The organism is Halorubrum luteum (assembly GCF_054652935.1).
The window spans coordinates 481150-506202 of record NZ_BAAIGT010000002.1 but is presented as its reverse complement, the minus strand read 5'-3'; the positions used below and the strand labels follow the sequence as shown (position 1 = coordinate 506202).

22 protein-coding genes and 1 pseudogene are annotated in these 25053 nt (G+C 66.0%); 11 read left to right on the top strand and 12 right to left on the bottom strand.

Features of this window, described 5'->3' with window-relative positions:
• The first annotated feature begins 16 nt into the window (after positions 1-16).
• The gene (locus ACYQ0R_RS02530; RefSeq protein WP_459820769.1) at positions 17-2158 is read left to right on the top strand and encodes an ATP-binding protein; all 2142 of its coding nucleotides are present in this window, start codon (positions 17-19) and stop codon (positions 2156-2158) included.
• A 28-nt stretch (positions 2159-2186) separates the two neighbouring features.
• Here ACYQ0R_RS02530 and cobJ read toward each other — a convergent pair whose 3' ends face one another.
• From cobJ to cbiT, 6 genes are read right to left on the bottom strand one after another with little or no spacing between them, the layout of a single operon-like run.
• A complete protein-coding gene (gene cobJ / locus ACYQ0R_RS02525) occupies positions 2187-3113 on the bottom strand; it encodes a precorrin-3B C(17)-methyltransferase (protein WP_459820768.1) in 927 nt (308 codons plus the stop codon).
• A 5-nt stretch (positions 3114-3118) separates the two neighbouring features.
• Complete coding sequence (locus tag ACYQ0R_RS02520) at positions 3119-4006, bottom strand: precorrin-3B C(17)-methyltransferase (protein ID WP_459820767.1); 888 nt, start codon at positions 4004-4006, stop codon at positions 3119-3121.
• Entirely contained in the window at positions 4003-4965 is a 963-nt protein-coding gene (cbiG, locus tag ACYQ0R_RS02515) for a cobalt-precorrin 5A hydrolase (protein WP_459820766.1), read from the bottom strand. The genes ACYQ0R_RS02520 and cbiG overlap by 4 nt, the downstream gene beginning before the upstream one ends.
• Positions 4966-5784 (bottom strand): cobalt-precorrin-4/precorrin-4 C(11)-methyltransferase, encoded by an 819-nt coding sequence (locus ACYQ0R_RS02510; RefSeq protein WP_459820765.1) that lies wholly within the window; start codon positions 5782-5784, stop codon positions 4966-4968. It lies immediately after the preceding gene.
• On the bottom strand, positions 5781-6515 hold the full coding sequence (locus tag ACYQ0R_RS02505) for a cobalt-factor II C(20)-methyltransferase (protein ID WP_459820764.1): 735 nt from the start codon (positions 6513-6515) through the stop codon (positions 5781-5783). The genes ACYQ0R_RS02510 and ACYQ0R_RS02505 overlap by 4 nt, the downstream gene beginning before the upstream one ends.
• Positions 6512-7069 carry a precorrin-6Y C5,15-methyltransferase (decarboxylating) subunit CbiT gene (gene cbiT / locus ACYQ0R_RS02500; RefSeq protein ID WP_459820763.1) on the bottom strand — a complete coding sequence of 186 codons (558 nt, stop codon included), beginning with the start codon at positions 7067-7069 and terminating at the stop codon, positions 6512-6514. Before cbiT ends, ACYQ0R_RS02505 begins: the two co-directional genes overlap by 4 nt.
• Before the next feature lie 271 nt (positions 7070-7340).
• Here cbiT and ACYQ0R_RS02495 point away from each other — a divergent pair, with 271 nt between their 5' ends.
• Complete coding sequence (locus ACYQ0R_RS02495) at positions 7341-7901, top strand: DUF420 domain-containing protein (RefSeq protein ID WP_459820762.1); 561 nt, start codon at positions 7341-7343, stop codon at positions 7899-7901.
• Positions 7902-7930: 29 nt separating this feature from the next.
• Here the strand turns inward: ACYQ0R_RS02495 and purF are convergent, their stop codons facing one another.
• The 4 genes from purF to ACYQ0R_RS02475 all read right to left on the bottom strand — a co-directional run bounded on the left by purF (position 7931) and on the right by ACYQ0R_RS02475 (position 13644).
• Complete coding sequence (purF, locus tag ACYQ0R_RS02490; RefSeq protein ID WP_459820761.1) at positions 7931-9433, bottom strand: amidophosphoribosyltransferase; 1503 nt, start codon at positions 9431-9433, stop codon at positions 7931-7933.
• A gap of 163 nt (positions 9434-9596) precedes the next feature.
• Positions 9597-9980 carry a DUF5820 family protein gene (locus ACYQ0R_RS02485; RefSeq protein WP_459820760.1) on the bottom strand — a complete coding sequence of 128 codons (384 nt, stop codon included), beginning with the start codon at positions 9978-9980 and terminating at the stop codon, positions 9597-9599.
• A gap of 158 nt (positions 9981-10138) precedes the next feature.
• Positions 10139-12391 carry an NADP-dependent malic enzyme gene (locus ACYQ0R_RS02480; RefSeq protein ID WP_459820759.1) on the bottom strand — a complete coding sequence of 751 codons (2253 nt, stop codon included), beginning with the start codon at positions 12389-12391 and terminating at the stop codon, positions 10139-10141.
• Positions 12392-12591: 200 nt separating this feature from the next.
• Positions 12592-13644, bottom strand: a complete 1053-nt coding sequence (locus ACYQ0R_RS02475) for a DUF7544 domain-containing protein (protein WP_459820758.1) — start codon at positions 13642-13644, stop codon at positions 12592-12594.
• A 105-nt stretch (positions 13645-13749) separates the two neighbouring features.
• Here ACYQ0R_RS02475 and ACYQ0R_RS02470 point away from each other — a divergent pair, with 105 nt between their 5' ends.
• The 3 genes and pseudogenes from ACYQ0R_RS02470 to ACYQ0R_RS02460 all read left to right on the top strand — a co-directional run.
• Positions 13750-14568 (top strand): DUF7117 family protein, encoded by an 819-nt coding sequence (locus tag ACYQ0R_RS02470; RefSeq protein WP_459820757.1) that lies wholly within the window; start codon positions 13750-13752, stop codon positions 14566-14568.
• 87 nt (positions 14569-14655) lie between these two features.
• Complete coding sequence (locus ACYQ0R_RS02465) at positions 14656-14883, top strand: DUF7385 family protein (protein ID WP_459820756.1); 228 nt, start codon at positions 14656-14658, stop codon at positions 14881-14883.
• A 33-nt stretch (positions 14884-14916) separates the two neighbouring features.
• Positions 14917-15090: pseudogene (locus ACYQ0R_RS02460) on the top strand (IS6 family transposase); the annotation flags it as partial.
• 225 nt (positions 15091-15315) lie between these two features.
• Here ACYQ0R_RS02460 and ACYQ0R_RS02455 read toward each other — a convergent pair.
• Entirely contained in the window at positions 15316-16461 is a 1146-nt protein-coding gene (locus ACYQ0R_RS02455; RefSeq protein WP_459820755.1) for an ISH3 family transposase, read from the bottom strand.
• A gap of 157 nt (positions 16462-16618) precedes the next feature.
• On the opposite strand from ACYQ0R_RS02455, the gene ACYQ0R_RS02450 reads away from it, so the two are divergent.
• From ACYQ0R_RS02450 to ACYQ0R_RS02425, 6 genes are all read left to right on the top strand, one after another.
• Positions 16619-18460 (top strand): site-2 protease family protein, encoded by a 1842-nt coding sequence (locus ACYQ0R_RS02450; RefSeq protein ID WP_459820754.1) that lies wholly within the window; start codon positions 16619-16621, stop codon positions 18458-18460.
• A 96-nt stretch (positions 18461-18556) separates the two neighbouring features.
• Positions 18557-19855: a molybdopterin molybdotransferase MoeA gene (locus tag ACYQ0R_RS02445; protein ID WP_459820753.1), complete on the top strand. Its 1299-nt coding sequence runs from the start codon at positions 18557-18559 to the stop codon at positions 19853-19855.
• Positions 19852-21783, top strand: coding sequence for a molybdopterin biosynthesis protein (locus ACYQ0R_RS02440; protein ID WP_459820752.1), 1932 nt, complete (start codon positions 19852-19854; stop codon positions 21781-21783). Before ACYQ0R_RS02445 ends, ACYQ0R_RS02440 begins: the two co-directional genes overlap by 4 nt.
• A gap of 196 nt (positions 21784-21979) precedes the next feature.
• Entirely contained in the window at positions 21980-22537 is a 558-nt protein-coding gene (locus tag ACYQ0R_RS02435) for a hypothetical protein (protein WP_459820751.1), read from the top strand.
• A gap of 94 nt (positions 22538-22631) precedes the next feature.
• Positions 22632-23057: a universal stress protein gene (locus tag ACYQ0R_RS02430; protein ID WP_459820750.1), complete on the top strand. Its 426-nt coding sequence runs from the start codon at positions 22632-22634 to the stop codon at positions 23055-23057.
• 20 nt (positions 23058-23077) lie between these two features.
• A complete protein-coding gene (locus tag ACYQ0R_RS02425; RefSeq protein ID WP_459820749.1) occupies positions 23078-23848 on the top strand; it encodes an MBL fold metallo-hydrolase in 771 nt (256 codons plus the stop codon).
• A 72-nt stretch (positions 23849-23920) separates the two neighbouring features.
• Here the strand turns inward: ACYQ0R_RS02425 and ACYQ0R_RS02420 are convergent, their stop codons facing one another.
• Positions 23921-25006: a hybrid sensor histidine kinase/response regulator gene (locus ACYQ0R_RS02420; protein ID WP_459820748.1), complete on the bottom strand. Its 1086-nt coding sequence runs from the start codon at positions 25004-25006 to the stop codon at positions 23921-23923.
• Between the last annotated feature and the right edge of the window lie 47 nt (positions 25007-25053).

Below are 25053 nucleotides of genomic sequence, written 5' to 3'. Positions count from 1 at the left end.
AAGATTTCACATCGACATGGAGCGTCATCGAACGCCGTTTCCGGCGATCGTCGGACAGGACGAACTGAAGCGAGCGCTGTTGGCCGTCGCAGCCAACGACGCCCTCGACGGGCTGCTCGTCCAGGGGGAGAAAGGGACCGCCAAATCGACGGCCGTGCGCGGGCTCGTGGACCTGTTGCCCGAACAGGACGCAGTCGCGGACTGTCCTTACGGCTGCCCGCCCGACGACCCCGGTCGGCAGTGTGCGGAGTGTCGGTCCCATGACCCCACGGAGCTCGCGGTCGAGACCCGTCCCGTTCCGCTGGTGACGCTTCCGCTCGGGGCCACTCGCGAGCGCGTCGTCGGGACCCTGTCGGTGGCCGATGCGCTCGAGGGCGAGGCCGAGTTCGATCCCGGCCTGCTCGCTCGCGCCCACCGTGGCATCCTCTACGTCGACGAGGTGAATCTGCTCGAGGATCACCTCGTGGACGTTATCCTCGATGCGGCCGCAGGCGGCGTCAATCGTGTCGAACGCGACGGCGTAAGCATCGAACATCCGGCCGAGTTCACGCTCGTGGGAACGATGAATCCCGAGGAAGGCGACCTGCGCCCACAGCTTCGGGACCGCTTTGCACTGCAGGCAACCGTCGCCGGCTGTCGTGACCCCGAGGACCGGATCGAGGTCATCGACCGCGCACTCGAGCGAAAGGCGGACCCGGAGCAGTTCGTCGACGAGTACGACGGCGAGACGGCCGCCCTCGCCGAGGAGGTACTCGAGGCTCAGCAGTTGCTCGAGGACGTGTCCCTCCCCGCCGATTTCAAACGCGACATCGCCGAACTGTGTCTCGAGGCCGGCGTCGACGGACACCGTGCCGACATCGCAATCGCCCGCACTGCCCGAACGCTGGCCGCCCTGGACGGCAGAGGGAAGGTGATCCAGACCGACCTCACTGAGGCCGCCCGTCTCGCGCTCCCCCACCGCCTCGAGAGCCGCCCGTTCGAGGACGCCCCGGACCCGGACGACGTCCTCGAGGATCATTTCGACCACGGCGACTCGGGGAACGACCACGGCGACTCTGGGAACGACCACGGCGACTCTGGGAACGAGGACCGCGACTCGGGGAACGAGGACCGCGACTCTGGGAACGAGGACCGCGACTCGGGGAACGGGGAGGCGGACGAGGCCGATGGGACGGCGACGGTCGACGACGATGGCAACGGTGGCGACGACGGCTCCGGAAGCGGGGGTGGGGAGTCGAGCGGGTCCTCGAAAAACGTCCCCGCTGACGGCGGCAGCACGGGTGACGACCGGCCGGAGGGTGGTGAGGACTCCCCGGATCGAGATGACGACGAACCGGAGGCGACACCGCTCCTCCCTGGCCAGCGACGGGCCGAGATCGGCAATGCGGGAAGCCCGCCGGTCGAAGACGTCGAGTCGGAGACGGCCGCCTTGAGTGAGGGTTCTCGGGCGCGAGTCGAGCCCTCCGACAGGGGCCGTGGCGCACGGGTGCGGACCGAACGCGCAACCGCTGACGAGGCCGTCGACGCAGCCGCTTCGATCCGGGCCGCCGCGGCAGACGGCCGAACGCACGTCGCAGCGGACGACCTTCGCAAATCAGTCAGACGGTCTCGAGCGGGCACCCTGATCGTCTTCGTCGTCGACGCCAGTGCCTCGATGCGTCCGGCGATGGCCGACGCCAAGGGGACGGTGATGTCCCTCTTACAGGACGCCTACGAACGACGCGATGAGGTGGCGTTCGTGGCCGTCGCCGGCGAACAAGCCGAGATCGTCCTGCCGCCGACTGACAGCGTGACCCTCGCTGCCCGCCATCTGAAGGAGCTTCCCACGGGCGACCGGACGCCGCTTCCTTCGGGCCTCGCGGAAGCCACCCGGCTCGTGACTCGAGCCGACGCTGACGCGAGTCTCGTGGTCGTCGTGACCGACGGCCGGGCGAACGTCGCCGAGGGGAGTCCAACGGCGAAGACACGGGAGGCGGCCCGACGGCTGGCTCGAGCCGACTGCGAGACCGTCGTCGTCGACGCGAGCGACGACGGCGACCGGACGGGACTGATCGGCGTCCTTGCGAGCGAGACCGGTAGTCGGCGCATTCCGCTTTCGGAGCTGTCTGCTGAACGGGTCGCCGAAACGGCGGCGACGGCTAGGGACGACGAGCGTTGACCTCGAAAACGAGCTCGCAGACGGAGTCTCAGTAGTCGTATTTCGTCTCGTAGCCACGGGGAGTGACCATCCGATCGTCCCAGACGTATGTTTCCTCGTTGCCGACGACGACCGTCGTCGTCATATCGATGATCTCGCTTTCACCTAGCGCATCGAGCTCGCCGAGTTCGGTGATCATCACCTGCTCGTCTTCGCGACCGGCACCGTGGACGATTCCCACGGGCGTGTCCGGGTCACGGTGGGTAAGGAGGATCTCACAGCACTTCTCGAAGTTCTCCCGGCGCTTGCGGCTCCAGGGGTTGTAGATCGTGATGATGAAACTCTCCTTGGCCACGGCGTGAAGCCGGGACTCGATCTCGGACATCGGTACGAGGTGGTCCGACAGCGAGACCGAGACGGTGTCGTTGACGAGGGGTGCGCCGAGACGGGCCGCACACGACTGTGCGGCGGGGACGCCCGGAACGACCTCGAAGTCAACCATCGAAGCCGTCGCACCCTTCGATTCGAGGATCTCGAGAACCAGTCCCGCGAGCGCGTACACGTTCGGGTCGCCACTGCCGACGATCGCCACGTCGTTGCCCGCGAGCGCGCGGTCGACCGATTCCTCCGTACGCGACACTTCGCCACACATCGGCGTGTCGTACACGTCGTCGGTCTCATCGATTATCTCGTCCGGGATGAGGTCGACGTAGGTCGTGTAGCCGACGATGTGGTCGGCCGCAAGCAGCGTATCTTTCGCACGCTGGGTCATCCCGTCCGGGTGGCCGGGACCGAGACCGACGGCGATCAGCTGGCCGGGTTCGGCGTCGAACTCGTCGACGGTCGCGCCGACTTTCTTCTCGATGCGTGCCCTCTTTCCCGAAGCTCCACACTGCGAGTCGGAGCTCTCGCCGTCGTCGGTTGTTCCTCCATGCTTCGGAGTCGATTCGTCGGAGTCGGTGGTGGTGTCAGTCATGATAGTTAGAACTCGCCGACGTCACGCCCGCCGCGCGGGGTGACCAGGTACGTTCGGTCGTCGTTGCTCCAGGTCTTTGTCTCGCAGTTGCCGATGATGAGCGAGCTGCCCATCCCGGAGACGTCCTTCTCGTGATTCGCGGCGTCGCCCAGCGTCGTGACGACGTGACTTTCGCCGATCCGCCCGGCGTCTTCTCGCCCCGCGTCGTTGACGATCGCCACGTATGCGTCGTCCATGCGCTCCTCGCGGACGATATCGACAGCTTTCTCGTAGTTTCGCCAGCAGTTATATAAGACGATCACGAAGTCGGCGGCCGCCGCGGCGCGCAGCTTCTCCTCGATCTCGTCCCAGCCTCGCCACTTGTCGGACAGCGAGACGGTACAGAAATCGTTGCAAAGCGGTGCACCGACCATCGCAGACCCGCCGAGAGCGGCGGTCACGCCGGGGACGATCTCGATCGGGACGTCCGACGCCTCCTCCTCGTCGGCTATCAGGAAGAGAAGGTCAGATTTGCCGTAGACGGAGGGGTCGCCACCGGAGACGTGGGCGACGTCCTCGCCCGCACGAACGCGCTCGAACGCCTCTTTTGCCAGCTCGATCTGTCGTCCCATCGACGAGCGAACGATCCGTTGTTCGTGGCCGTCCGCGCGGGTCACGAACCCGCGGTCGTCAATCGCATCCTCAGGCGGTAACGTTCCGTCCTCGCGGAGGAACGCCTGATAGAGGCTCGAGGCGATCACGCAGTCGGCCGTCTCGATGACGCCCCTGGCACGCTTGGTCATGTGATCGGGCAGGCCGGGGCCGATACCGACGACGTAGAGAGTACCGTACTCCTCCGGCGTCCCCGTCGCGTCGGTGTCGTCAGCCGTATCAGCGTCGTCGGCTCCGCTCATCGGCCGATCGCCACCGTTACCTCGCCCTCATAGCCGACCTTCTCGAGCACGAGTTCATGCTCACGGCCGCCGGCGATCGCCGACGCCTCGGAGACGCCCGGCCAGCCGAGCAACTCCCTGGATCTCGAAGGGGTCGGCCCCTCGTGTTCAAGTAGAGTCTCCTTCTCGAAGGCGACGACGCCGAAGCCGAGTTCCTCTGCTGCCTCGAGTAGTCCCTCCTCGTCTTCCTTCCGGGTCGCCGTCGCGACGAACTCGACGTCCTCGATATCGTACTCCGTCTGCTCGAGGGCGGTTTTCCAGGCTGCCAGAAACGTCTCTTTCTGCGCTCCGGAGACGCTCCCGGTACCGATGACGACGCCATTGTCAGCGTTGCGCTTGAGAACCGTCACGTCGTCGCCGACGAGCACCGCCCTCGGGCCGTCGAGTCGCGCGACGGGACCGAGTTCGTCGTCGAGGACGGCGAGGTTCGTCGCAACCGTCGAGCTACCGTTGACGACGTGGAGATCCATCGCCTTCGCGCGGGCCTCGACACCCTGCTTACCCGCCGCCTCGCTCGCGGTGGTCATCGCCGGGATCGCGCCCATCGTCGCCAGATCCTTCGCGACCTGGTTCGCACCGTGATGCCCTCCCATGATCGGGATCGCCCAGGTCAGTTCCTCGTCGGCGACGACGATCGCCGGGTCGTCCCACTTGTCCTCGAGCAGATGGGCGGTTTTTCGAATCGCGATGCCACTCGCCATCAGTCCGACGAAACAGTCGTACTCGGCCCAATGCTCCTCGAAGACGTCAGCGTGGTAGCTGATGGCGTCCACCGTGTCGTACCGATCGCCGAGGCCGCCGGCGATCGCTTCTGCGGCGTTCATCTTTCGCTCGAACGCGATGATAGCGACCGCTTCGGCGGCCTCCCCGTCCGAGTCGGGCGTCTTACGCTGCCTCCCATCGATGTCGTCGGTACTCATTCAGTCGGACCCCTTCTCGTCTCCCTCGGCGTTGCTCGCACTCCGGCTCGCCCAGTCCCCGTACAGGTACGAGCGCTCGTACCCCGCGCCCGTGACGGCCTCGCCGATCAGGACCAGTGCGGAAGCACGGTACCCGGCCGCTTCGACGGCGTCAGCGATCGTTGCGATCGTTCCCGTGATGACGTCCTCGTCGGGCCAGGAGGCGTGATACACGACCGCGACCGGCGTCTCCGGATCGTGACCGTCCTCGAGCAACCGGTCCATCGTGTCACGAACGGAGTGAGTGCCCAGGTAGATGCAGGTCGTCACGTCTCCCATCCCGACGAACTCGCTGATGTGGTCTTCCTCCTCGCTCAGAGTCTTTCCCTGCGGGCGGGTGAACGCCACGTGGTTGGCGGCCTCGTTCAGCGTCAACTGGGTACCGAGAGCCGCACTCGCCGCGAACGAGGACGTGACGCCGGGAACGACGTACGTCGGCACGTTCTCGGCCTCCAAGGCGTCCATCTGCTCGAGTGCAGCGCCGTAGATGGCGGGGTCGCCACTGTGGAGGCGAACCACCGAGCGTCCCGCGTGGTAGGCATCAGCCATGAGCGGAATCAGCTCCTCCAGATCCTTTCCGGCGGAGTCGACCTGTCTGGCATCCGCACAGTACGCCTCGAGGAGTGCGCTGTTGACCAACGAGCCGGCATGGACCACGAGATCGGCGTCTTCGAGCAGTCGTTTGCCCGTAACCGTCAGCAGACCCGGGTCACCCGGGCCGGCTCCGATGAACGGGACCCCCTCGCGGACGTCGCCCGCGGTGTAGTTCTCGTCGGTCATGTGGAACCTTCCGATTCGACGGTGATCTCCGTGTCAGCGTCCTCGTCGACGTGAAAATTCGCCGTCGCGAGCTGGCACTCGAGCCCCTCTCGCTCCGCATACGCGAGCGTGTAATAGTCGCGTTCCTCCAAGTCGGTTGGGTCATCCGTGACGAGCGTCTCGCCCCGTTCCATAAACAGCCGACGACCGAAGCGGACCTCGTAGCCCGCCTCGGTCAGTTTCTCGTGGGTGGTCAGTGCGTCAGTAACCTTGAACAGAACCAACCTATCGGGCCCCGTGGGCGCCGACCCGTTGGCCGCCTCGCGCAACGCGAGACCGGTACCCGACTCGATTTCGACACCCAACGCCGTGGTGAACGCGGTCATCGCGCTTACCCCGGGGATCACCTCGAGATCCACGTCGGGATGGAACGTGTCGAGAGTGCGACGAAGATGACCGAACGTCGAATAGACGTTGGGATCACCCAGCGTGACGAACGCCACGTCCTGCTCGCGAGCCCGTTCGGCCACTTCCTCGGCGGCCTCCTTCCACGCACTCCGAAGTGCCTCTGGGTCCCGGGTCATCGGAAACTCCAGCTCTCCGATCGTCGACTCCTCGACGTGTTCGAGCGCCACCGACCGGGAGAGCCGCCCCGGGGAGTAGACGGTCTCGACGCTCTCCAGGACCCGCTTCCCTTTAACCGTCACCAGGGAGGCATCGCCCGGGCCGAGGCCGACGCCGTAGACGGTCACGCCAACCCACCCCCTTCACCGCGGCCAACGATCACGTAGACCGGATTCCGTGCGTCGAAGCTCGTCGCGCCGGCGAGCTCGTATCCGTGGCTTACCTGCAACCGGACGACCTCCTCAAGGATACCGCGCTCCCGGAACGCTTCAACGGCACGGCCGGCGACTTCGAGACGGGCGGCGTTCATCACGATGCGTTCGATCCCCGCCTCCACGGCGACGTCGAGTACGGCCTCAAAGTTTCGGCTCCCGCCGAGAAACATGGCATCCGCCTCCTCGGGGATCCCCTCGGGCGCTTCGGCTGCACGGACGCCCACTTCCGCGTCGTACTCGTTCGCGGCGAGATTCTTTTTTGTGATTTCTAATCGCTGCGGGTCGCGCTCGATGGCAGTTACGTGTCGAACGCGGTGGGCCGCCTCGATGCTGACCGAACCAGTACAGGAACCGACGTCGACGAAGTGGTCCGTCGGCTCCAACGCGAGCTTTTCGAGCGTCACTGCCCGGACTTCCGGCTTCGTCGGTCCGGCCGTCGCGTCGTGTGGCAAAGCTACCTCGGGCATTACGGGCACTCTCCGACCGCTGCGTAAAAACAATTTTGTTTGTGATACAAAAAGCAAGATTTCACTCTCGGCGACACTGGTGTCATGGAAGATCGGACTCTTCGATTCTTGCCGATGTCGTCATCCCACGCTATCCACGTCGTCATCCCACGCTGTCCACGTCGTCATCCCACGCTATCCACGTCGTCATCTCACGCCGTGCGTTGGGATCGAGGCCACGAAGCGCGACCGTATCGCCAACCGTTATGGTCGCGCGCTCGGAGATCCACGTATGCAGAACTGGGCCCGTGAGAACGTTCCCCTCCTCACCGCCGTCCTCTCGGTCGTGTCGCTCGCACTCGTGTTCGGTGCCGTCGGCGGCGTCATTCCGAGCAGCCTGCTACCCCGTGCGAGCGACGACGTGCTCGCCGCGATCCCACACTTCAACGCCGCGGTCTCCGCGGCCGCGATCGTCACGATCGTCGCCGGCTGGCGGGCGATCGGTCGCGGGGACGTTCGCCGTCATCGGGCGTTGATGCTCACGTCGTTCGCGCTGTTCGCGGCGTTTCTCGTCGCGTACCTCTACCGACTCACTCTCGTCGGCACCGCCGAGTTCCCCGGTCCGGAGACGGTGTACACGTTCGTCTACCTCCCGTTTCTCGCAGTCCATATCCTGCTCGCGATCCTCTGTGTGCCGTTCGTGTTCTACGCGCTCCTGCTTGCGGCGACCCGTCCGTACGAGGAGCTGTACCACACGCGACACGCACAGGCCGGCTCCGTCGCGGCCGTCCTCTGGCTGATCTCCTTCGCGATGGGGATCGGCGTGTACCTGATGCTCCATCACGTGTTCTGAGTCGGTCGGTCGAGTTCGACGGATCCCCGTCAGTCGTCGGCCGGTGCGGGGCCGGCTTCGGGCCGGTCGACCTCGCGGTCGGTCGCTTCTCCCTCGACATCGTAGGGATACTCGCCGGTTACACACCCCAGACAGAGGTCCGCACGGCTCGCGTCGAGCGCCTCCGCGACCGCGTCGATCGACAGGTACGCGAGTGAGTCCGCCTCGACGGCGTCACGGATCTCTTCGGTCGACTTGTCGGCGGCAATGAGTTCCTCGCGCGTCGCCATGTCGATGCCGAAGTAACACGGCGCGACGATCGCCGGAGCCCCGATCCGCAGGTGAACCTCCTCCGCACCGGCCTCGCGAACGAGGTCGACGAGCTGTGTCGAGGTCGTTCCACGCACGATGGAGTCGTCGATGATCGTGACGGTTTTTCCTTCGACGGTCGACCGGATCGGGTTGAGCTTCAGCCGGACTGCGCGTTCGCGCTCGTCCTGGGTCGGCATGATAAACGTCCGACCGACGTATCGATTCTTCATCAACCCCTCAGCGAACTCGACGCCGACGTCACCGTCCGCTCGCGGGTCGCCGTCGGCAGTCGTCTCGTTCGCGGCGTCCGCGTAGCCGGACGCGAACGCGCGTCCGGAGTCGGGGACGGGCATTACGACGTCGGTCTCGACGCCCGACTCCTCCCACAGCTTCCGACCGAGGTTCCGGCGCACCTCGTACACGAGATTCTCGTCGATTACCGAGTCGGGCCGTGCGAAGTACACGTGCTCAAAAAAGCAGTGGGCAGTCGAGGGGGATTCGACGAGCTGGTACGTGTCGTATCCAGCTCCGTCCGGATCGAGCACGACCAACTCGCCGGGTCGAACGTCTCGAATCAGCTCTCCGTCGAGCGTGTCGATCGCGGCCGACTCGCTCGCGAGTACGTAGCCGTCCTCCAGCTTTCCAAGACACAGCGGACGGTTTCCGAGGGGGTCTCGAACCCCGAGGACGGTGTCGTCGTGGGTTATCGTCAGCGAGTAGGAGCCGTGGATGCGCTGCATCGTGTGTTTGACCGCGCGAACGAGATCCTCCTCGAGGAGGTTACGCGCGAGGTCGTGGGCGATCACCTCGGTGTCGCCGTCGGAGGTGAACGCGTGGCCGGACGCCGCCAGCTCCGAGCGAACCTCGTCGGCGTTGACGAGGTTCCCGTTGTGTGAAAGTCCCAGCGATCCGGACTTAAACGAGACGGAGAACGGCTGTGCACAGCTTTTATCCAGGCTGCCGGCCGTCGGATACCGTACGTGACCGATCCCGGTCGAGCCCGACAGCGTCTCCAGATCCCCGGGCTCGAACGCGTCCCCGACGAGTCCGCGTTCGACGTGGCTATGCTGTTGAAACCCGTCGTGCGTGACGATGCCAGCTGACTCTTGACCGCGATGTTGCAGCGCGTACAGCGCGTAGTACAACGGCCGTGCAGCCGCCCGGTCCGTGAGCGAGACGCCGACGACGCCGCATTTCTCACGCGGCGCGTCGTCGACGCGTTGATCCCCACCGGAGTCCATACGATCAGATCGGCAGGGGTCGATAAAAACCCTCGTGTTCGTGGTTTGAATAGGGTGTAGTTTCAACTATTTATGCAAGAATATGTATATTCGACGGTGCATCGGTCGTTCCCCCGATGCAACTGCGACTACGCCGAGATCCACTCCCGGAACGCCCTCAGATTCACCCGTCTCCGGTGAGTTCGTCCAACCGCTCGAAGTACGCATCTCGTGGCACCTGATACGCGGCGCGATACTCCACGTCACCCTCGACGAACCGGGCTGCAATATCGACCGCGGCATCGACCGCTACCGACCGCTCGTCGTACGTCTCGGCGGCCGCCTCGATCTCGGGTTCCAAGAAGAGCACGACGTGCCATTCCTCGGTAACGTACTGGCCGGCTCCCGGTCGTGCTCGGCGTGAGCCGTTCGTCAGGTAGATCGTCGGAAGACACTCCGGTGGAAGCCGGTCATCGTTGAACACGTCGGGACGGAACACGAGGATCGTCCGCCCCTCGGGCTCCTCGTTCCATATCTCCCACCCGTCCGGCAGCGCCTCGAAGCTCATGGTGTCGTTCGGTCGCCGACGCTTGAAAACGTCGCGCTCCGCGAGCGACCGACCAACTACCAGCCGTTATCTCCCTCGCGGGAGTGGTACGCAGGGCCGTCCTGACGCACTGAACAGCGGGCCGGGTCGGTGTGTGAGGTACCGGATCCTGCCGATCGCTACTCCTGGGCGTCGACGACCGCGACGCCGGCGAGGTTGACGATGTCTTTCACCTCGTCGCCTCGCTGGAGGACGTGAACTGGCTCATCCATGCCGACGAGCATTGGTCCGATCGCCTCTGCGCCGCCGAGCCGCTGGAGCAGCTTGTAGCCGATGTTGCCGGCGTCGAGATTCGGGAAGATGAGCACGTTCGCGGCCTCATCGAGCTCCGCGAACTCGTACGTTCCCTCCAGAATATCCTCGACGACGGCCGTGTCGGCCTGCATCTCGCCATCAACGGCGAAATCGATATCGGGATCGTTGTGGAGGATCTCGACCGCCTCCCGCGGCTTGCGCGTCCCGGCGTTGTCGACGCTGCCGAAGTTGGAATACGACAACATTGCGGCGCGTGGCTCCACGTTGAACCGTCGTGCGAGCCCCGCCGTGTGTCGAGTGATCTCCGCGAGCGTCTCCGCGCTCGGATTCTGGTTGACCGTCGTGTCCGCACAGAACACCACGCGGTTTTTGAACGTCAGCATGTACACGCCGGCGACGGTGTCGGTGTCCGCGGTCGAACCGATCACCTCGAGCGGCGGGCGGAGTGCCGACGGGTAGTGGTGCGTCAATCCGGTCAACATCGCGTCGGCGTCGCCGGTTCGCACCATCACGCTTCCCAGATAGTTCGTGTCGTGTTCGACGAGGTCGGCCGCCTCACGGCGCGTGACCCCCTTCCGTTTGCGGAGTTCGTGGAGCTTCTCGCCGTACACGGAGACGTCCCGTTCGGAGGGGTCGACGATCTCCGGCGTGAACGAGAGCCCGAGCTGCTCGGCGGTCCGTCGTATCTCCGTCTCGTCACCGAGCAACACGGGCTCCGCGATCTCCTCTTCCGCGAGCTGGTAGGCGGCGCGGATCATCTTCTCGTCGGTTCCCTCCGCGAGCGCGATCCGTTTGGGATCGCTTTTCGCCTTGTTCAACACGACCCGCATCATCTCGCGGGACTTGCCGAGCCGGGCTTCGAGACGCTCGCGGTACTGCATGAGATCGATGCTCGTTCGAGCGCAGCCGGACTCCATCGCCGCCTGCGCGACCTTCGGCGCAACCTCGAACAGCACGCGGGGATCCAGCGGCTTCGGGATCACGTAGTCGGGACCGAACTGGAGCGGATCGTCGCCGTACGCCTTCACGACGGCGTCTGGGACGTCCTTGCGCGCGAGCTCCGCCAACGCCTCCGCGGCGGCAGCTTTCATCTCCTCGTTGATCTCGGTTGCCCGCACGTCCAGCGCGCCTCGGAAGAGGAACGGGAACCCGAGCACGTTGTTCACCATGTTCGGGTAGTCGGAGCGCCCGGTCGCCATAATAACGGTGTCCTTACGGGCCCGTTTTGCGTCCTCGTAGGTGATCTCCGGGTCGGGGTTCGCCATCGCGAAGATGATCGGGTCGTCGGCCATCGACCGCACCATCTCCTGGGAGACGATTCCGCCAACCGAGAGGCCGACGAACACGTCCGCCCCCTCCATCGCGTCCGCGAGGTCGCCACCCTCGACGTCGCGGGCGAACTCTCGTTTGTACTCGTTGACCTCACCGGCGTCCGCGCGCGCCTCGGTGATGATCCCCGAGGAGTCACACAGCGTGATGTGCTCCCGTTTCGCGCCGAGCGAGACGTAGAACCGTGCGGTCGCCAGCGCGGACGCACCCGCTCCGGAGAAGACGATGTCGAGCTCCGACAGCTCCTTGTCGGCTATCTCGGCCGCGTTCATCAGCGCCGCGCCGGAGATGATCGCGGTGCCATGCTGGTCGTCGTGGAACACCGGAATCTCCATCTCCTCGCGGAGTCGCTCCTCGATCTCGAAACACTCGGGTGCCTTGATATCCTCCAGGTTGATGCCGCCGAACGTGGGCTCCATCGCGGAGACGGCCTCACAGAACGGCTCGACGTCGTCGATGTCGAGTTCGACGTCGAACACGTCGATGTCGGCAAACCGCTTGAACAGGACGCCTTTTCCCTCCATCACCGGCTTTGACGCCTGCGCGCCGATGTCGCCGAGCCCAAGCACGGCCGATCCGTTGGAGACGACCGCGACGAGGTTCCCCTTTGCGGTGTACTCGAACGCCCTGTCCGGGCTTTCCGCGATGTCGCGACACGGTGCGGCGACACCGGGAGAGTACGCCAGCGAGAGGTCACGCTGGGTGTTCGTCGGCTTCGTTGTCGAGATCTCGATCTTCCCCGGCGGCTCCTGGCGGTGATACTCCCGCGCGTCGTCATCCAGTCCCATGTGCTACCGCTTTCACGAAGAGGGTAAAAAGCTGTTCGACCTGTCGATCTGACGGTTCGACGGATGTCGATCCGTGTCGTGCCGTCCGTCGACTCGGCACGCCGTGCCCGATCGTGTCCGATTCGTCCGCGGTCGCATCGTCCGATTCGGGAGCGGCGAGGGAGGTGTCAGCAACTGTGTGACGTCGGAGTGCGGAATCATCAGCCGTTGCCGTCGCGAGCGGACTCCCTCGACGGGGGCTCGGGGGAGACTCCCTCGTCCACGGACGGGTCGATCTCGGACGCGAGTAGCGCAAGGTTCGCGTCGATGCCGCCGAGCGTTGACACCTCGTAGGCGATCAGGTACGTCCGCGTGAGCAGTCGGATCGGAAGCAACACCACGAGCAGCGCGAGAAGGGTGAGGATCACCACCGCGAGTATCACGGCGAGTCCGGTCGTCGTCCCGGTGAGTGCAGTCATCCCGCCGAAGGCCCCGGCCGCGACGAGCAGCACGAGGGCTGCGAGCACGACGGCGATGCCGCCGACGAACAGCACGACGACGCTCTCGGCGATGGAGATTCCGAGCGCGAGAAAGAAGTGAACCAGGAGATAGACGAGGAAATCGGTCCACGACGCGCGGAGCGTCCCCCAGAATCGACGCCAGGCGGCGAACACCCCGTCGTTCCGGAGCACCATCACCGGCACGACGAACTCGTACGTCAGCCGTGCGATGAGTAGCCCGACGACCACGAGGGCGACCGCGACACCAGCCGCACCGATCAGCGCGCCGGTCGACAGCGCGTCGAACGACACCGCACCGCGCTCGCTCGCCAGCGCGGCGAGTGCGAACGGGCCGCCGAGCAACAGTCCGACGAGTAGCGAGAAGCCGAACAGTCCGACAGCCTGCCGGAGCCGGCGTTTGAACGGGCTGCGGAGCCGAACGTCGTTCGTTCGCAGCGCGTCATAAAAGACGAGCCGGAGGGTAAGCGAGACGACCGCAACGAGCACGGTAACGACGGTCATGGCGACCGTGAGCCCGATCAGCACGTCCGTCCCGACGCCGACCTCGGTCGCGAGCGCGGTGAAGTCGGTTATTCCTGCGGTTCCCGTCTCGACGGTCGGAACCGGCGGTACGGAGACGCTCGTGCTCACTCCGGCACCCATACACAGCACGAGCAGAATGAGCTTCGTCCACCGGACGACGCTGAACGGGAACAGGAACCGACGAGTGGCACCGACGGCGTCGTCGACGGCATCGACGGCGTGCCAGGTCATACGTCCGCGTTCTTCGGGATCGCTTAAATATCATCACCTCACGACGGCGTTGCAGGCGGGACGCAGACGCAGCGTTTTACCGCGAACGCGACGAACGTCGTCGACATGAAGATCCGTGGCGAACGGGAGTGTCGCGACTGCGGGGCCCGCTGGTCGTACTACGAGACCGGTAGCGTCGCCTGCCCTGATTGCGAGAGCCTCCGGAGCGTCGGCGTCGACGACCGAACGGCTCACACGGACTCCCCCGCCACGTTGGACGTGAGTTCCCATCGCGAGGCGGTCAGCGACGCGGACGGACGGCTTCCGTCGGAAAGCGTGGACGGGCTGAAACGCGAGCTCCGCGAGTACGTCCGGAAGCGGGGGTTCATCCGCGGCGGTGAGCTCCGCCCGCTCGACGATACGTACCTGACCGCGCAGGAACTCCTCGAGGCGGCCGACGCGTTCGACCGGTTGATCGATCCGACGGATTCGGACCGGGAGTATCTGCTCGCGCTACTTGCCGGCGTCGAAGCGGGCGATCGACCACCCGCGGCCGCGGTTCCGGAGTCGCTCCGCGAGGCACGCGGCATGGCTGCCGCGAGCGCTGTCGACGCATACCGAACGGACCTCCTTTCGTTCCTCGACGAGCTCGATACCGCGGGCACCGGAGCCTCTGGCGATGACGAATCCGCGACCGGGTCCGCTCCGCCGGTTACGGTCGAAGGGGAGAACCCGGCCGCGCGGATCGCTCCCGCACGTGCGGCGCTCGAGCGACTCCGCGACCGCACGAAGCGTGTGGAGGCGCTCCACGGTGACGTCGACCCCGAGGTCGCAGACGGGATCGTCGACGCCGCTGACGCGATCGGCGAGTACGTTCGGACGGGAACGGAAGCGTCGCTCGCGACCGCGCGAGCCCGTATCGACGACAGCAGTTCACACTCGTGAATGTCAGTTCACGCTCGTGAGACGCCGATTCCCGCTCGTGAGAGCTGGAGGGGTATATTCAACACCGGGCGGAAAGAGCGACCGCGTATGACCGGGTTCGACGTGCACGATCACCGCCACGCGCTGAAACAGCTTCGTGACACCGGAGAGACGCGTCTCTGGGAGAATCGGAAGTCGATTCCCTGCCCCGCCTGCGGCGAGCCGTTCGACCGCCTGTTCACCACTCGGAAGCGGTCGACGCGGTTCCCCGACAACGACGGCGCGCCGTTCTGTCTGGTGCGCGACGACGACGCGATCCATCTGTTTCGACATTGAACGTCCGCATCGAGTGGTGAGTTGCCCGTTCGACTGCCGCGAGTTCGCTTCAACGCTCGCGTCCGCGAACGGATCGCCTGGATAGCGTTGTCGTTTGTGGAGCGAGATCCGACGCCGCGCTGGGCGATTGAAGTAGGGATCCGCTGTCACTTGGCCGGTATGTCACTACGTGAGGTACGTACGCATCTCGACGGTTTGGATCGATCAGTCGCGTCGCTATCCATACCCAGTCGATCACATCAGAAGGCCCACGACTCCGTCCAGTAGCCGCTAAATCGTTGTCCTCGGCCCCTCGATAGTCTTCGGAAGGATGGAGCGGCTGAATTCTGGCGTTGCTCGGCTGTCGAGGCGTTAGTCAGTCGCTGTCGGCGGCAGATCGCCGCCGACGCGACAGCGTCGCCACTCACGACCGCTGTCCGGATTGGTGGACAGCTACCGGAAGAACCGGTCGTCGAGTGGTTGATTCGCTGGGACAGCCCTGCGGACACCTAGAGCTGTCCAAGCGGCCCGCAGTACCATTTCACAGAACTCCGTGAACGACCAGTCCCAGAGGCGTCGCCCCCCTCGGCGGGGCGACGCCACGTACTTCCAGTGGAGATACCGCCAACTGTTCTGGAACAGCAGGCTCACCACAAACATCACCAGCCGCAGGCCAGCGTCTTGAGAACTGGTGAACGCGAGGCTCTGTTTGGCTAACCGATAGCTCGATTCGATGCCGAAACGCTTGCTGTAGTGTTCTCGGGCATCGCGTGGCGTGTCGATGAACGGCGCGTCAGCGGCGTAGCCGTGACGCGCCACTCCGTGTTCATCGTACCGCCCCTGCTGGTACACACAATCGATGAACACGGGAAACGTTACCTTGCCAGCGAGATCGTGTTCGATCTCGCGGCTCCAACCTCTGCTGAGTTCGTCTTGAATCGTCTCGCCCCACTTGACGATCGGCATAACGTAGGCGTAGTTGTGCGCGTACAGCAGCCCGAGACAGGTGCTGTTGTAGAAGCCGCGATCAAGGTAGACGGCCTTGACGCCGAGGTCAAGGCCGTCGAGCAGTTCGAGAAACTCAGCGAGGACATCGCTGGTGGTATCGCCAGCGACCAGCTGGCGAACCGCCAGCGTGTAGCGCTTGTTACGTACCCGCGCGTACAGTGTCGCATAGGCGTGAAACGCAGTTGTTCCTCGTTTCGCTTGCGAGAAGTACAGCGCCTCCGTCTCGTCCTCGTCACCGTAGTAGGGATCAAGGTGGAGGTCTACGCAGACCTCCACCGGTCGATCCGGGAGTGTCTCGAGGGCATCTCGTTGTAGGAGCGTGTCTCCAACCGCCTCAACCGAGTCAAGCTCAAACTGCTCAGTGAGATGTCCCCGGACGGTGTTGGCGTGTGGCGAGTCGTCGGTCGTTTCGCAGACGTGGTTGATCGAGGTCCCGCCGGCGCTGGCGCCGGCGAGGACCTCGTACAACGTCTCTGTCGTGACCTCGATGTCCTCACCGAGATCTATCGCAAGCTCTTCGTCAAGGCTGTTGACGACAAAATTAAGCAGGTGCTCTTCCTCTATCTCGCTGTCTGCTTCGGTAGGTTTCACACTTTTGCCAAGCAGACACTTTCACTCAAATCCGATGTGATCGACTGATACCTGGGTTCATAAACTGAATGCGCGTGGCGTTTGGCGTTCGCACGCACTCCCGGATCGGTTCGGCGAACCGAACGCCTTACACACGGCCAACGCCAACCGATGTGCAATGAGTACCCTGCTGTGGATCCTGACGGGGATCCTCGCGTACACCGCGGCCACGATGTGGCTCCGGAATCGGGGGGTTCTCCCCGACTCCGTCCGTGTCTCCGGGCCGCTCACGACGGTTCACACACGCCGCGGTCGAGCGTTTCTCGACCGGATCTCCGCCCCGAAGCGGTTCTGGCGCGCGGTCGCGAACCTCGGTCTGGGCGGAGCCTTGGTCGCGATGGTCGGCTCGTTTCTGCTGATCGTCACCTCCGGCCTCTCGGCGCTCGCCGCCCCCCAACCCGCCGCCGTCCAGCAGCCGCAGAACTTCCTCATCATCCCCGGCGTCAACGAGTTCCTCCCGCTCGAAGTCGCCGCCGAGATCGTGGTTGGACTGGCGATCGCGATGGTCGTTCACGAGGGCGCACACGGCCTGCTGTGCCGGGTCGAAGGGATCGATATCGAGTCGATGGGGCTCGTTTTCTTCGCGCTGATCCCCGTCGGTGCGTTCGTCGAGCCCAACGAGGAGACGACGAAGGAGGCGTCGCGGGGCGCTCGTGCCCGGATGTTCGCGGCCGGCGTCACCGCGAACACGCTGTTGACGATCGTCGTGTTCGCGCTGCTTTTCGGCCCCGTGGTTGGCGCGATCTCCGTTGCGCCGGGCTACGCCGTCGGCGAGGTAAACCCCGGCTCACCCGCCGACGCAGCCGACATCGCCGACGGGGACCGACTGGTAGCGGTGGACGGTGACCCCGTCGACACCGCCGCCGCGTTCGAGTCGGCGATCGCCGACGCTGGAACCGACGTGACGGTGACGATCGACGACGGTGACGCCGAACGGGAGGTGGACGTCGCCCGCGAGCTCCAGATCGTCGGCTCTGCCGGCGGCAACCAGCTCGGCGTCACGATAACCGACGAGCCGGTGACTATCCAGGCGGTCGATGGAGAGCCGATCCGAACCGAGACCGAGTTCTTCGAAGCCGTCGGTGACGACGAGCGAGCCACGGTCTCGACGGACGCCCACGAGGTCGATCCCGACATCGAAACGGGCGAGGTCGAGATCCCGATCGGCGCGTACATCGTCGGTATTCAGGAGGACGGCCCGATCCACGAGGCGGGCGCGCCACTCGCGGAGCCGCTCACGATCGTCGAGGTCGACGGCGACCGGATCCGGGACGACGACGAGCTCTCGGCGACGCTGCAAACTCAGGAGCCGGGCGACACCGTCGAGGTCGTCGCCTACACCGTCGACGACGAGCGCGTGAGCTACGACGTCGAACTCGACCCGCACCCGAACCGCGAGGGCGGCTTCGTCGGCGTCAACATCTTCCCCGGAACGAGCGGGCTCGCGCTCGACGACTTCGGCGTCGACGAGTACCCCGCGGGGGCGTACCTCGAACTGCTCGGCGGCGACGGTGGTGAGAGCAGCCTCAACGGCGTCCCGGTCGGGGGTCTCGTCGACTCCCCGCTCGGACTCGTGTTCGTCGCGCTGATCCTTCCGCTCGGGAGTCTGTTCGGGCTGCCGTACAACTTCGCCGGCTTCACCGGAGTGGTGACGAACTTCTACGTCGTCGACGGTGGGCTCGCGGTGCTCGGCGGCGGGGCGTTCCTCCTCGCGAACGTGCTGTTTTGGACCGGTTGGATCAACATCCAGCTCGCGCTTTTCAACTGCCTGCCGGCGTTCCCGCTCGACGGCGGACGGATCCTCAGGATGGCCGCGGAGGCCGTCACAAGTCGTCTCCCGATCAGCGACCGCCACGCCGCCGTTCGAACCGTCACCGTCTCCTCCGGCGTCATCATGCTCGTCGGACTGGTCACGATGATCTTCGGCAACCAGATCATGGCCGCGCTCGGGGTCATCTGACTGTCCGGAGCATCGATCGAGGCGACGGCGGATGAACACCGACCCGGCACCGCCGGGAGAGCGGGCTTTTTCCACCCGGAGCGGCTACGACTCTCCATGAGTCACGACAGACGCGAAGCCGGGTTCAAGCGTCGGACCCGCGTCGACGACGCGCTCGCGACGCTGCTCGATGCTGCGGAGCCGCACGGCCGGACCGAGACGGTACGGGTCGCCGATGCCGACGGGCGCGTCGTTGCCGAGCCGATCGACGCGCCAGCGCCGGTCCCGAACTACGACCGCGCGGCCATGGATGGATACGCCGTGCGCGCCGCCGACACGTTCGGTGCATCGGACCGCTCGCCAGCCGTGCTCCGGCAAACCGACCGCGACGGACCAGTCGGACCGAGCGAGGCGGCACGGGTCCACACCGGAAGCGACGTGCCCGAGGGCGCGGACGCGGTGGTGATGATAGAGCAGATCGAGGAGGTCGGCGATGAGGTGGAGACGTTCGACGCCGTCGCGGAAGGAGAAAACGTCGGCGACGCCGGCGAGGACGTGGCCGAGGGACAGCGGCTGTACGAACCGGGCCACGTGCTCCGACCGTCCGATCTCGGACTGCTCAAGTCGGTCGGGCTCCGGGAGCTGTCGGCGTACGCTCCGCCGCAGGTCGCCGTGATCCCGACCGGCGAGGAGCTCGTACAGGCCGACCCGGACCCGGGCGAGGTGATCGAGACGAACGGGCTCACCGTCTCGCGACTCGTCGAGCGATGGGGTGGAGAAAGCCGATACCGGGACGTCGTAACCGACGACGAGGCGGAGCTGGCCGCAGCCATCGAACACGACCTCGACGCCGACGTCGTCGTGACGACCGGCGGCTCCTCCGTCGGCGAGCGCGACCTGCTTCCCGAGGTCGTCGACGAGCTCGGCGAGGTGCTCGTGCACGGCGTCGCGCTCAAACCCGGCCACCCGGTCTGTCTCGGCGTGGCCGACGGCACGCCGATCGTCTCGCTGCCCGGCTACCCGGTCGCGTGTATCGTCAACGCCGCCCAGTTCCTTCGACCGGTCCAGAAACTCGTCGGCGGCACGGCGGCGGAGCCGTTCCCGGTTCGCCGGGCACGGCTCGATCGGAAGATCCCGAGCGAGCCCGGCACGCGGACGTTCGCGCGCGTCAAACTCGATCCGGCCGACGCCGATAGCGACGAGTCGGGAGCGTCGACCGAGAACGCCAGTTCGTCGAACGGCGGGCCGGACGGCAATGCTGACCCGCCGTTCGTCGCGACCCCCACGCGTGCGAGCGGCTCGGGCGTGCTCTCGAGCGTCGCGCTCGCGGCCGGCTGGGTCGTCGTCCCGGAGCCACGGGAGGGGCTCGACGCCGGCGAGCTCGTCGACGTCGAGCTGTGGGAGGTGACGGAATGAGCGACCGGAAGGAGTTTCGGGATCTGGTGGAGCCCGCGGCGGTTCACGAGGCGATCGAATCGCTCGATCTCTCCGCAGAGCCGGAGTCGGTCCCGCTTACGGATGCCCGTGGCCGGGTGCTCGCCGAGCGGATCGACGCCGCTATCGACGTCCCGGGATTCGACCGCGCTTCGATGGACGGGTACGCGGTCCGCGCCCGGGACACGTTCGGAGCCGACGAGGCCGATCCCGCCGAACTCGACCTCGTCGGTGCGGTCCACGCGGGTGCGGCCCCGGACGTGACGGTCGAGCCCGGGACGTGTGCGGAGATCTCCACGGGGGCCGTGATGCCGGACGGAGCCGATGCGGTGGTGATGGTCGAGCGGACCGACGAGCGTCGGGACGCTAGTTCCGAGGCCGCGGAGCCGGCCGACCGGATCGCGATCCGTACCTCGGTTGCGCCCGGCGACCACGTGATGGTCGCGGGCGCCGACATCGCTGCTGGGGCCCGCGCGCTCGGGCCCGGAACCCGGCTGACGCCCCGCGAGATCGGCTTGCTCTCCGCGCTGGGCGTCGAGGCGGTGCCGGTCCGCGGGAAGCCGACGGTCGGGATCGTCTCCACCGGCGACGAACTGGTCAGGCCGGGTGAGGAGCTCGCGTCCGAACGCGGAGAGATATACGACGTCAACTCGACGACGATCGCCGCAGGGGTCGCGGAGGCCGGCGGCGACCCGGTGTTGTATCCACACGCGGGCGACGACTACGCCGAGATGGAGCGACTGCTCCGGCGAGCCGCCGACGAGTGTGACCTCGTGTTGTCGTCGGGTTCGACATCCGCCAGCGCGGTCGACGTCATCTACCGCGTGATCGAGGAGCGCGGCGAGCTGCTTGTCCACGGCGTCGCGGTGAAACCCGGGAAGCCGATGCTGGTCGGCCGACTCGACCGCGAGGACGGCGAGGAGTCGGCGTACGTCGGCCTTCCCGGCTACCCCGTCTCCGCGCTCACGATCTTTCGGACGTTCGTCGCGCCCGCGATCCGGGAAGCCGCCGGCGTGCCGGAGCCCCGGACCGCGACCGTCGAGGGGCGGATGGCCATCAGAGAGCGGTACGGCGAGGGACGACTTCGGCTGATGCCGGTCGGTCTCCTGGAGGTGAGCGACGCCGAGCTGCCGGTCGTCTACCCGGTCGATAAGGGCTCGGGCGCGACGACGAGTCTGGTCGAGGCTGATGGGGTCGTCGCGGTCGATCCGGACACGGAGTATCTCGACGTCGACGAACGGGTTACGGTGCGGCTGTTCTCCCCCGAGGTCCGTCCCCCGACGCTGCTCGGCGTCGGCGAGGACGACCCGACGATCAATCGCGTGCTCGACCGGCTTGAGAACCCCCGGTATCTCCCGGTGGGCTCGCGGGAGGGCCTGCGTCGGCTCCGCGACGGCGTCCCGGACGTCGCCGTCACCGCCGGTCCCGTCGACCGCGACGTCGACGCGGTCATCCTCGGGAGCTTCGATCGCGAGTGGGGGCTCGTCGTCCCCGCCGACAACCCGGACGACGTTAGCGGGGTGGCCGACCTCGTCGACGACGAGATCAGATTCGTGAATCGGTCGACCGACTCCGGGCTGCGTCGAAGCTTCGATGAGCTGCTCGCGGAGCTTGCCGAGGACCGGGCGACGTCCCGTGGCGCGCTTGCGGAACGGATCGACGGGTACGAGCTGACGGTCAGGGCGTTCGAGAGCCCCGCGCGAAAGGTGATGGGTGGGGCAGCCGATGTCGGTCTCGGGCTTCGCGAGACGGCCGATCGGCTCGACTGCGGCTTCGTCTCGCTCGGCAAGCAGTCGGTCGTCGTCCACGCCGCGCCCGATCGGGTCACCCGCGAGTCGGTCGCGGAGCTGGCAGCCGAACTCGACGGGTCGTCGGACGCGGGCACCGAGCCGGGCGACGGCCCGATGTAAGTGGTTTGGGCTCCAGCGCCTGGCGTGAGCCGGGACGTTCTCGTCTGACTGCGGAGTTCGACTTCGACGTCCCTTTCGTCAACTCCGAGCCAATGTCACTGCGGGAGCGGTCGCGACCAGTCTCCACTTATATCGCCGATTACGAAGGGAGAGACATGCACCAGTGTGAGACGGACCGATCGGGTGATTGGGCTCGATGACGGAACTCGAAATCGACTACGGCACGCACGACCACGTGCAGGACATCGTCGAACGGTTGCGGTACTGCGCGGAGTGTATCAGCATCGGGTTCGACGGCTGGGACGAGCCACACGTAAAGGGACCGGGGCTCTACTTCGCCGTCGTCGCGGACAGGGATTACGGCTCCTACGCGGACCCGATGGGAGATAACCGCTGGCCACGAGATGTCTGTGCGTCGGCGTTCGACGAGGACGCACTCGTCGAGGCGGCTCGTCCGGTCAGCGTCGAACAGGACGGTGGGATCGTCGTCGCCGTCGACGGGGAGATCGAGTCCCAGATGGTCCGGTTCAGGGATCTCGGCACGCGGAGCTGGGAGTCCGATCTCGTCGGCGATGTCGAGTACGAGCCGTGGATGGGGTCACGACATATGAGCGCGATCGAAACGTCGATCCGTCCGGAGGTAGTCGCAACGGTCACTCTCGGCGAGGAGACCGGTCGCGTGACCGTGTTCCACGACGGCGAGGCGGATAGCCAACTGCGGTCCGAAGTCGGCGACCCGTGGCGAGGCGAGTGACCGTCGCCGGTTCGCTGGGGCCGAGTGTCGCGATCGATGTAGCATCCTCTCCGCGAGCCGTACGGTTAACATCCTGCCGCGTGAACGGTGACCCATGTACGATCACGTACTCGTGCCGACCGACGGCAGCGAAGCCGTGGAGCGAGCACTCGATCACGCGATCCGCCTGGCGACGGACCACGACGCGACGATACACGCGCTGTACGTCGTCGACCGACGGATCGCGACCGCGAACTCCGGCGATCTCCACGACGAGATCATCGCCGACCTCGAATCACAGGGTGACGACGCGACCGCGGCGGTCGCCGAACGGGCGAGCGACGCGGGCCTCGCCGTCGAAACCGCGGTGTGTCACGGCACCCCCGACAGGGAGATCGTCGAGTACGCCGACGAGGAAGGGATCGACGTGATCGTGATGAGTCCGGAAGGGAAGTCCCCGCGGGAGCGGATACAGGCGCTCGGAAGCGTCTCGGACCGGGTTACCGACGACGCGACGGTTCCCGTGTTCCTTATCAAGTGATCGATCGAGACGCCGCCACCATGGAACTCACCGTTCTGGGATCCGGGAGCGCGATGGCAGTCCCGGACCGTGCACAGGCCGGATACCTGCTGTCCGACGAGGACAGACACCTCCTCGTCGACTGCGGCAGCGGGGTTCTGCAGCGACTCGCCGCGACGGACCCCGGCTACGAGGGAGTGTCGACCGTGCTCGTGACCCACCATCATCTGGACCACGTCGCGGACGTGCTCCCCCTGTTGAAAGCGCGCTGGCTCGCGGGCGAGGAGCATCTCGAACTGGTCGGTCCGTCCGGAACGAAGTCGCTGATCGACGGACTGCTCGACGTCCACGAGTACCTCGACGGGCGCGTCGACCTCGCGGTGCGAGAGGTGTCGCCCGCGCGGCCGTTCACCGTGGCCGGCTTCGAGGTGGCCGCTCGCGAGGTCCGTCACTCCATGCCGGCGTGTCACGCCTATCGGTTTGCGCCGCCGAGCGAGGATGTCGAGCCGACCGACGGGCCGCTGACGCTCTCGGGCGACACCGAAGCGTTCGCCGGGCTCGCAGCGTTCGCCGACGGCAGCGACCTGCTGGTTCACGACTGCTCGTTTCCCGACGACGTCGACGTGTCGAATCATCCGACGCCGACGAGCCTCGGCGAGTCGCTTTCGGGAGTCGACATCGACACGCTGGTGTTGTCACACCTGTATCCACACACCGCCGGGCGAGAGCGGGAGATGGTCGAAAGCGTTCGCCGTGCGGGGTTCGACGGCGACGTGGAGGTCGCCCGCGATGGACTCTCCGTCGAACTGTAACAGTTGTTGGCAACGTGATCGAGTACAAGAGATCCCAACCGGTCCAAGCAGTTTTGCGGAGCCGGACCGGTCTCATGCGGGTTCGACACCCGTGATCTCGAACCGCGCGCCGCCGCCCCGACTCTCCGTGACGGCAATATCCCAGTCGTGTGCGGTCGCGATTTCACGCACGATGTTGAGACCGTACCCGGTACCGTCCTCGTCGGTCGTGTAGCCGACCTCGAACACGCGGTCGCGGTGCTGTTCCGGGATTCCGGGGCCATCGTCGGCGACGTGAAACCCCGACGCAAGGCTGTCGTCGGCGCGGGTCGCGGTGTATATCGGTGCCACGTCGCCGACCGTGATCGTCACGTCCTCACCGCCGTGGGTGACCGCGTTGGTGAACAGGTTCGCCAGGAGCTGTCGCAGCCGACTCGGATGAGCGTTGATCCGCTGGTCGGTCTCGACGACGAGCGTCGCATCGCCCGTTGCGGCCGTCGCCCAACAGCGCTCGCTGATCGTCCGAAGTTCGACGGGCTCGAGCCGTTCGGGTCGCTCACCCTGTTTTGCGAGCGTCACCAGGTCCTCAAGCAGGTCGATCGAGCGGTCGATCGCGTCCGTCGCGATGTCGACGTGGTCGCTTTGCCGCTCGGTCCCTTCGAGGTCGAGCCGTCCCTTCGCGACGTTGAGCGGGTTCCGGAGGTCGTGTGAGATCCCGCTGACGAACTGGTCGAGGCGTCGCTGCTGACGTTCGGCCTCCGACATCACCCGGCTCGCCGCCACGGCGTTCGCGATCCGGTTGGTCACCATCCGGCTCCAGCTCCCGTCCGGCTTCGTCGCCACGAAATCCGTCACCCCGGCCGACAGCGCCCCCTCGATGATCTCGTCGTCGAGTGCACGATCGCCGGACGCGTCCACCGCAAGCAGACAGGGGAGGGTCGACCGATTCTCTCGAACGGACCTGAGGAACTCGATGCCGGTGCCGTCCGGAATGTCACGTGCGGCGACGACGCAGTCGAACTCGCGGTGACGAAGCAGGCGATGGCCCGCATCGACGGTGTCGACGACGTCGACGACGAACCGATCGTCATGGTCGATCGATCCACCCGTGTCCGAGCCGGCGGACTGATGGCCGACCGATAGCACGCGGATCGGACCGGAGACGTTTCGACTGTCCATACGTCCGTACAGCCGCGATCCGAGCGGAAGGGTATATAACATTCGCC

What these genes read in the sequence shown, in the direction of transcription:
- ACYQ0R_RS02530 (WP_459820769.1), top strand. Translation starts at nt 17, where the DNA reads ATGGAGCGTCATCGAACGCCGTTTCCGGCGATCGTCGGACAGGACGAA.
- cobJ (WP_459820768.1), bottom strand. Translation starts at nt 3,113, where the DNA reads ATGACTGACACCACCACCGACTCCGACGAATCGACTCCGAAGCATGGA.
- ACYQ0R_RS02520 (WP_459820767.1), bottom strand. Translation starts at nt 4,006, where the DNA reads ATGAGCGGAGCCGACGACGCTGATACGGCTGACGACACCGACGCGACG.
- cbiG (WP_459820766.1), bottom strand. Translation starts at nt 4,965, where the DNA reads ATGAGTACCGACGACATCGATGGGAGGCAGCGTAAGACGCCCGACTCG.
- ACYQ0R_RS02510 (WP_459820765.1), bottom strand. Translation starts at nt 5,784, where the DNA reads ATGACCGACGAGAACTACACCGCGGGCGACGTCCGCGAGGGGGTCCCG.
- cbiT (WP_459820763.1), bottom strand. Translation starts at nt 7,069, where the DNA reads ATGCCCGAGGTAGCTTTGCCACACGACGCGACGGCCGGACCGACGAAG.
- ACYQ0R_RS02495 (WP_459820762.1), top strand. Translation starts at nt 7,341, where the DNA reads ATGCAGAACTGGGCCCGTGAGAACGTTCCCCTCCTCACCGCCGTCCTC.
- purF (WP_459820761.1), bottom strand. Translation starts at nt 9,433, where the DNA reads ATGGACTCCGGTGGGGATCAACGCGTCGACGACGCGCCGCGTGAGAAA.
- ACYQ0R_RS02485 (WP_459820760.1), bottom strand. Translation starts at nt 9,980, where the DNA reads ATGAGCTTCGAGGCGCTGCCGGACGGGTGGGAGATATGGAACGAGGAG.
- ACYQ0R_RS02480 (WP_459820759.1), bottom strand. Translation starts at nt 12,391, where the DNA reads ATGGGACTGGATGACGACGCGCGGGAGTATCACCGCCAGGAGCCGCCG.
- ACYQ0R_RS02475 (WP_459820758.1), bottom strand. Translation starts at nt 13,644, where the DNA reads ATGACCTGGCACGCCGTCGATGCCGTCGACGACGCCGTCGGTGCCACT.
- ACYQ0R_RS02470 (WP_459820757.1), top strand. Translation starts at nt 13,750, where the DNA reads ATGAAGATCCGTGGCGAACGGGAGTGTCGCGACTGCGGGGCCCGCTGG.
- ACYQ0R_RS02465 (WP_459820756.1), top strand. Translation starts at nt 14,656, where the DNA reads ATGACCGGGTTCGACGTGCACGATCACCGCCACGCGCTGAAACAGCTT.
- ACYQ0R_RS02450 (WP_459820754.1), top strand. Translation starts at nt 16,619, where the DNA reads ATGAGTACCCTGCTGTGGATCCTGACGGGGATCCTCGCGTACACCGCG.
- ACYQ0R_RS02445 (WP_459820753.1), top strand. Translation starts at nt 18,557, where the DNA reads ATGAGTCACGACAGACGCGAAGCCGGGTTCAAGCGTCGGACCCGCGTC.
- ACYQ0R_RS02440 (WP_459820752.1), top strand. Translation starts at nt 19,852, where the DNA reads ATGAGCGACCGGAAGGAGTTTCGGGATCTGGTGGAGCCCGCGGCGGTT.
- ACYQ0R_RS02435 (WP_459820751.1), top strand. Translation starts at nt 21,980, where the DNA reads ATGACGGAACTCGAAATCGACTACGGCACGCACGACCACGTGCAGGAC.
- ACYQ0R_RS02430 (WP_459820750.1), top strand. Translation starts at nt 22,632, where the DNA reads ATGTACGATCACGTACTCGTGCCGACCGACGGCAGCGAAGCCGTGGAG.
- ACYQ0R_RS02425 (WP_459820749.1), top strand. Translation starts at nt 23,078, where the DNA reads ATGGAACTCACCGTTCTGGGATCCGGGAGCGCGATGGCAGTCCCGGAC.
- ACYQ0R_RS02420 (WP_459820748.1), bottom strand. Translation starts at nt 25,006, where the DNA reads ATGGACAGTCGAAACGTCTCCGGTCCGATCCGCGTGCTATCGGTCGGC.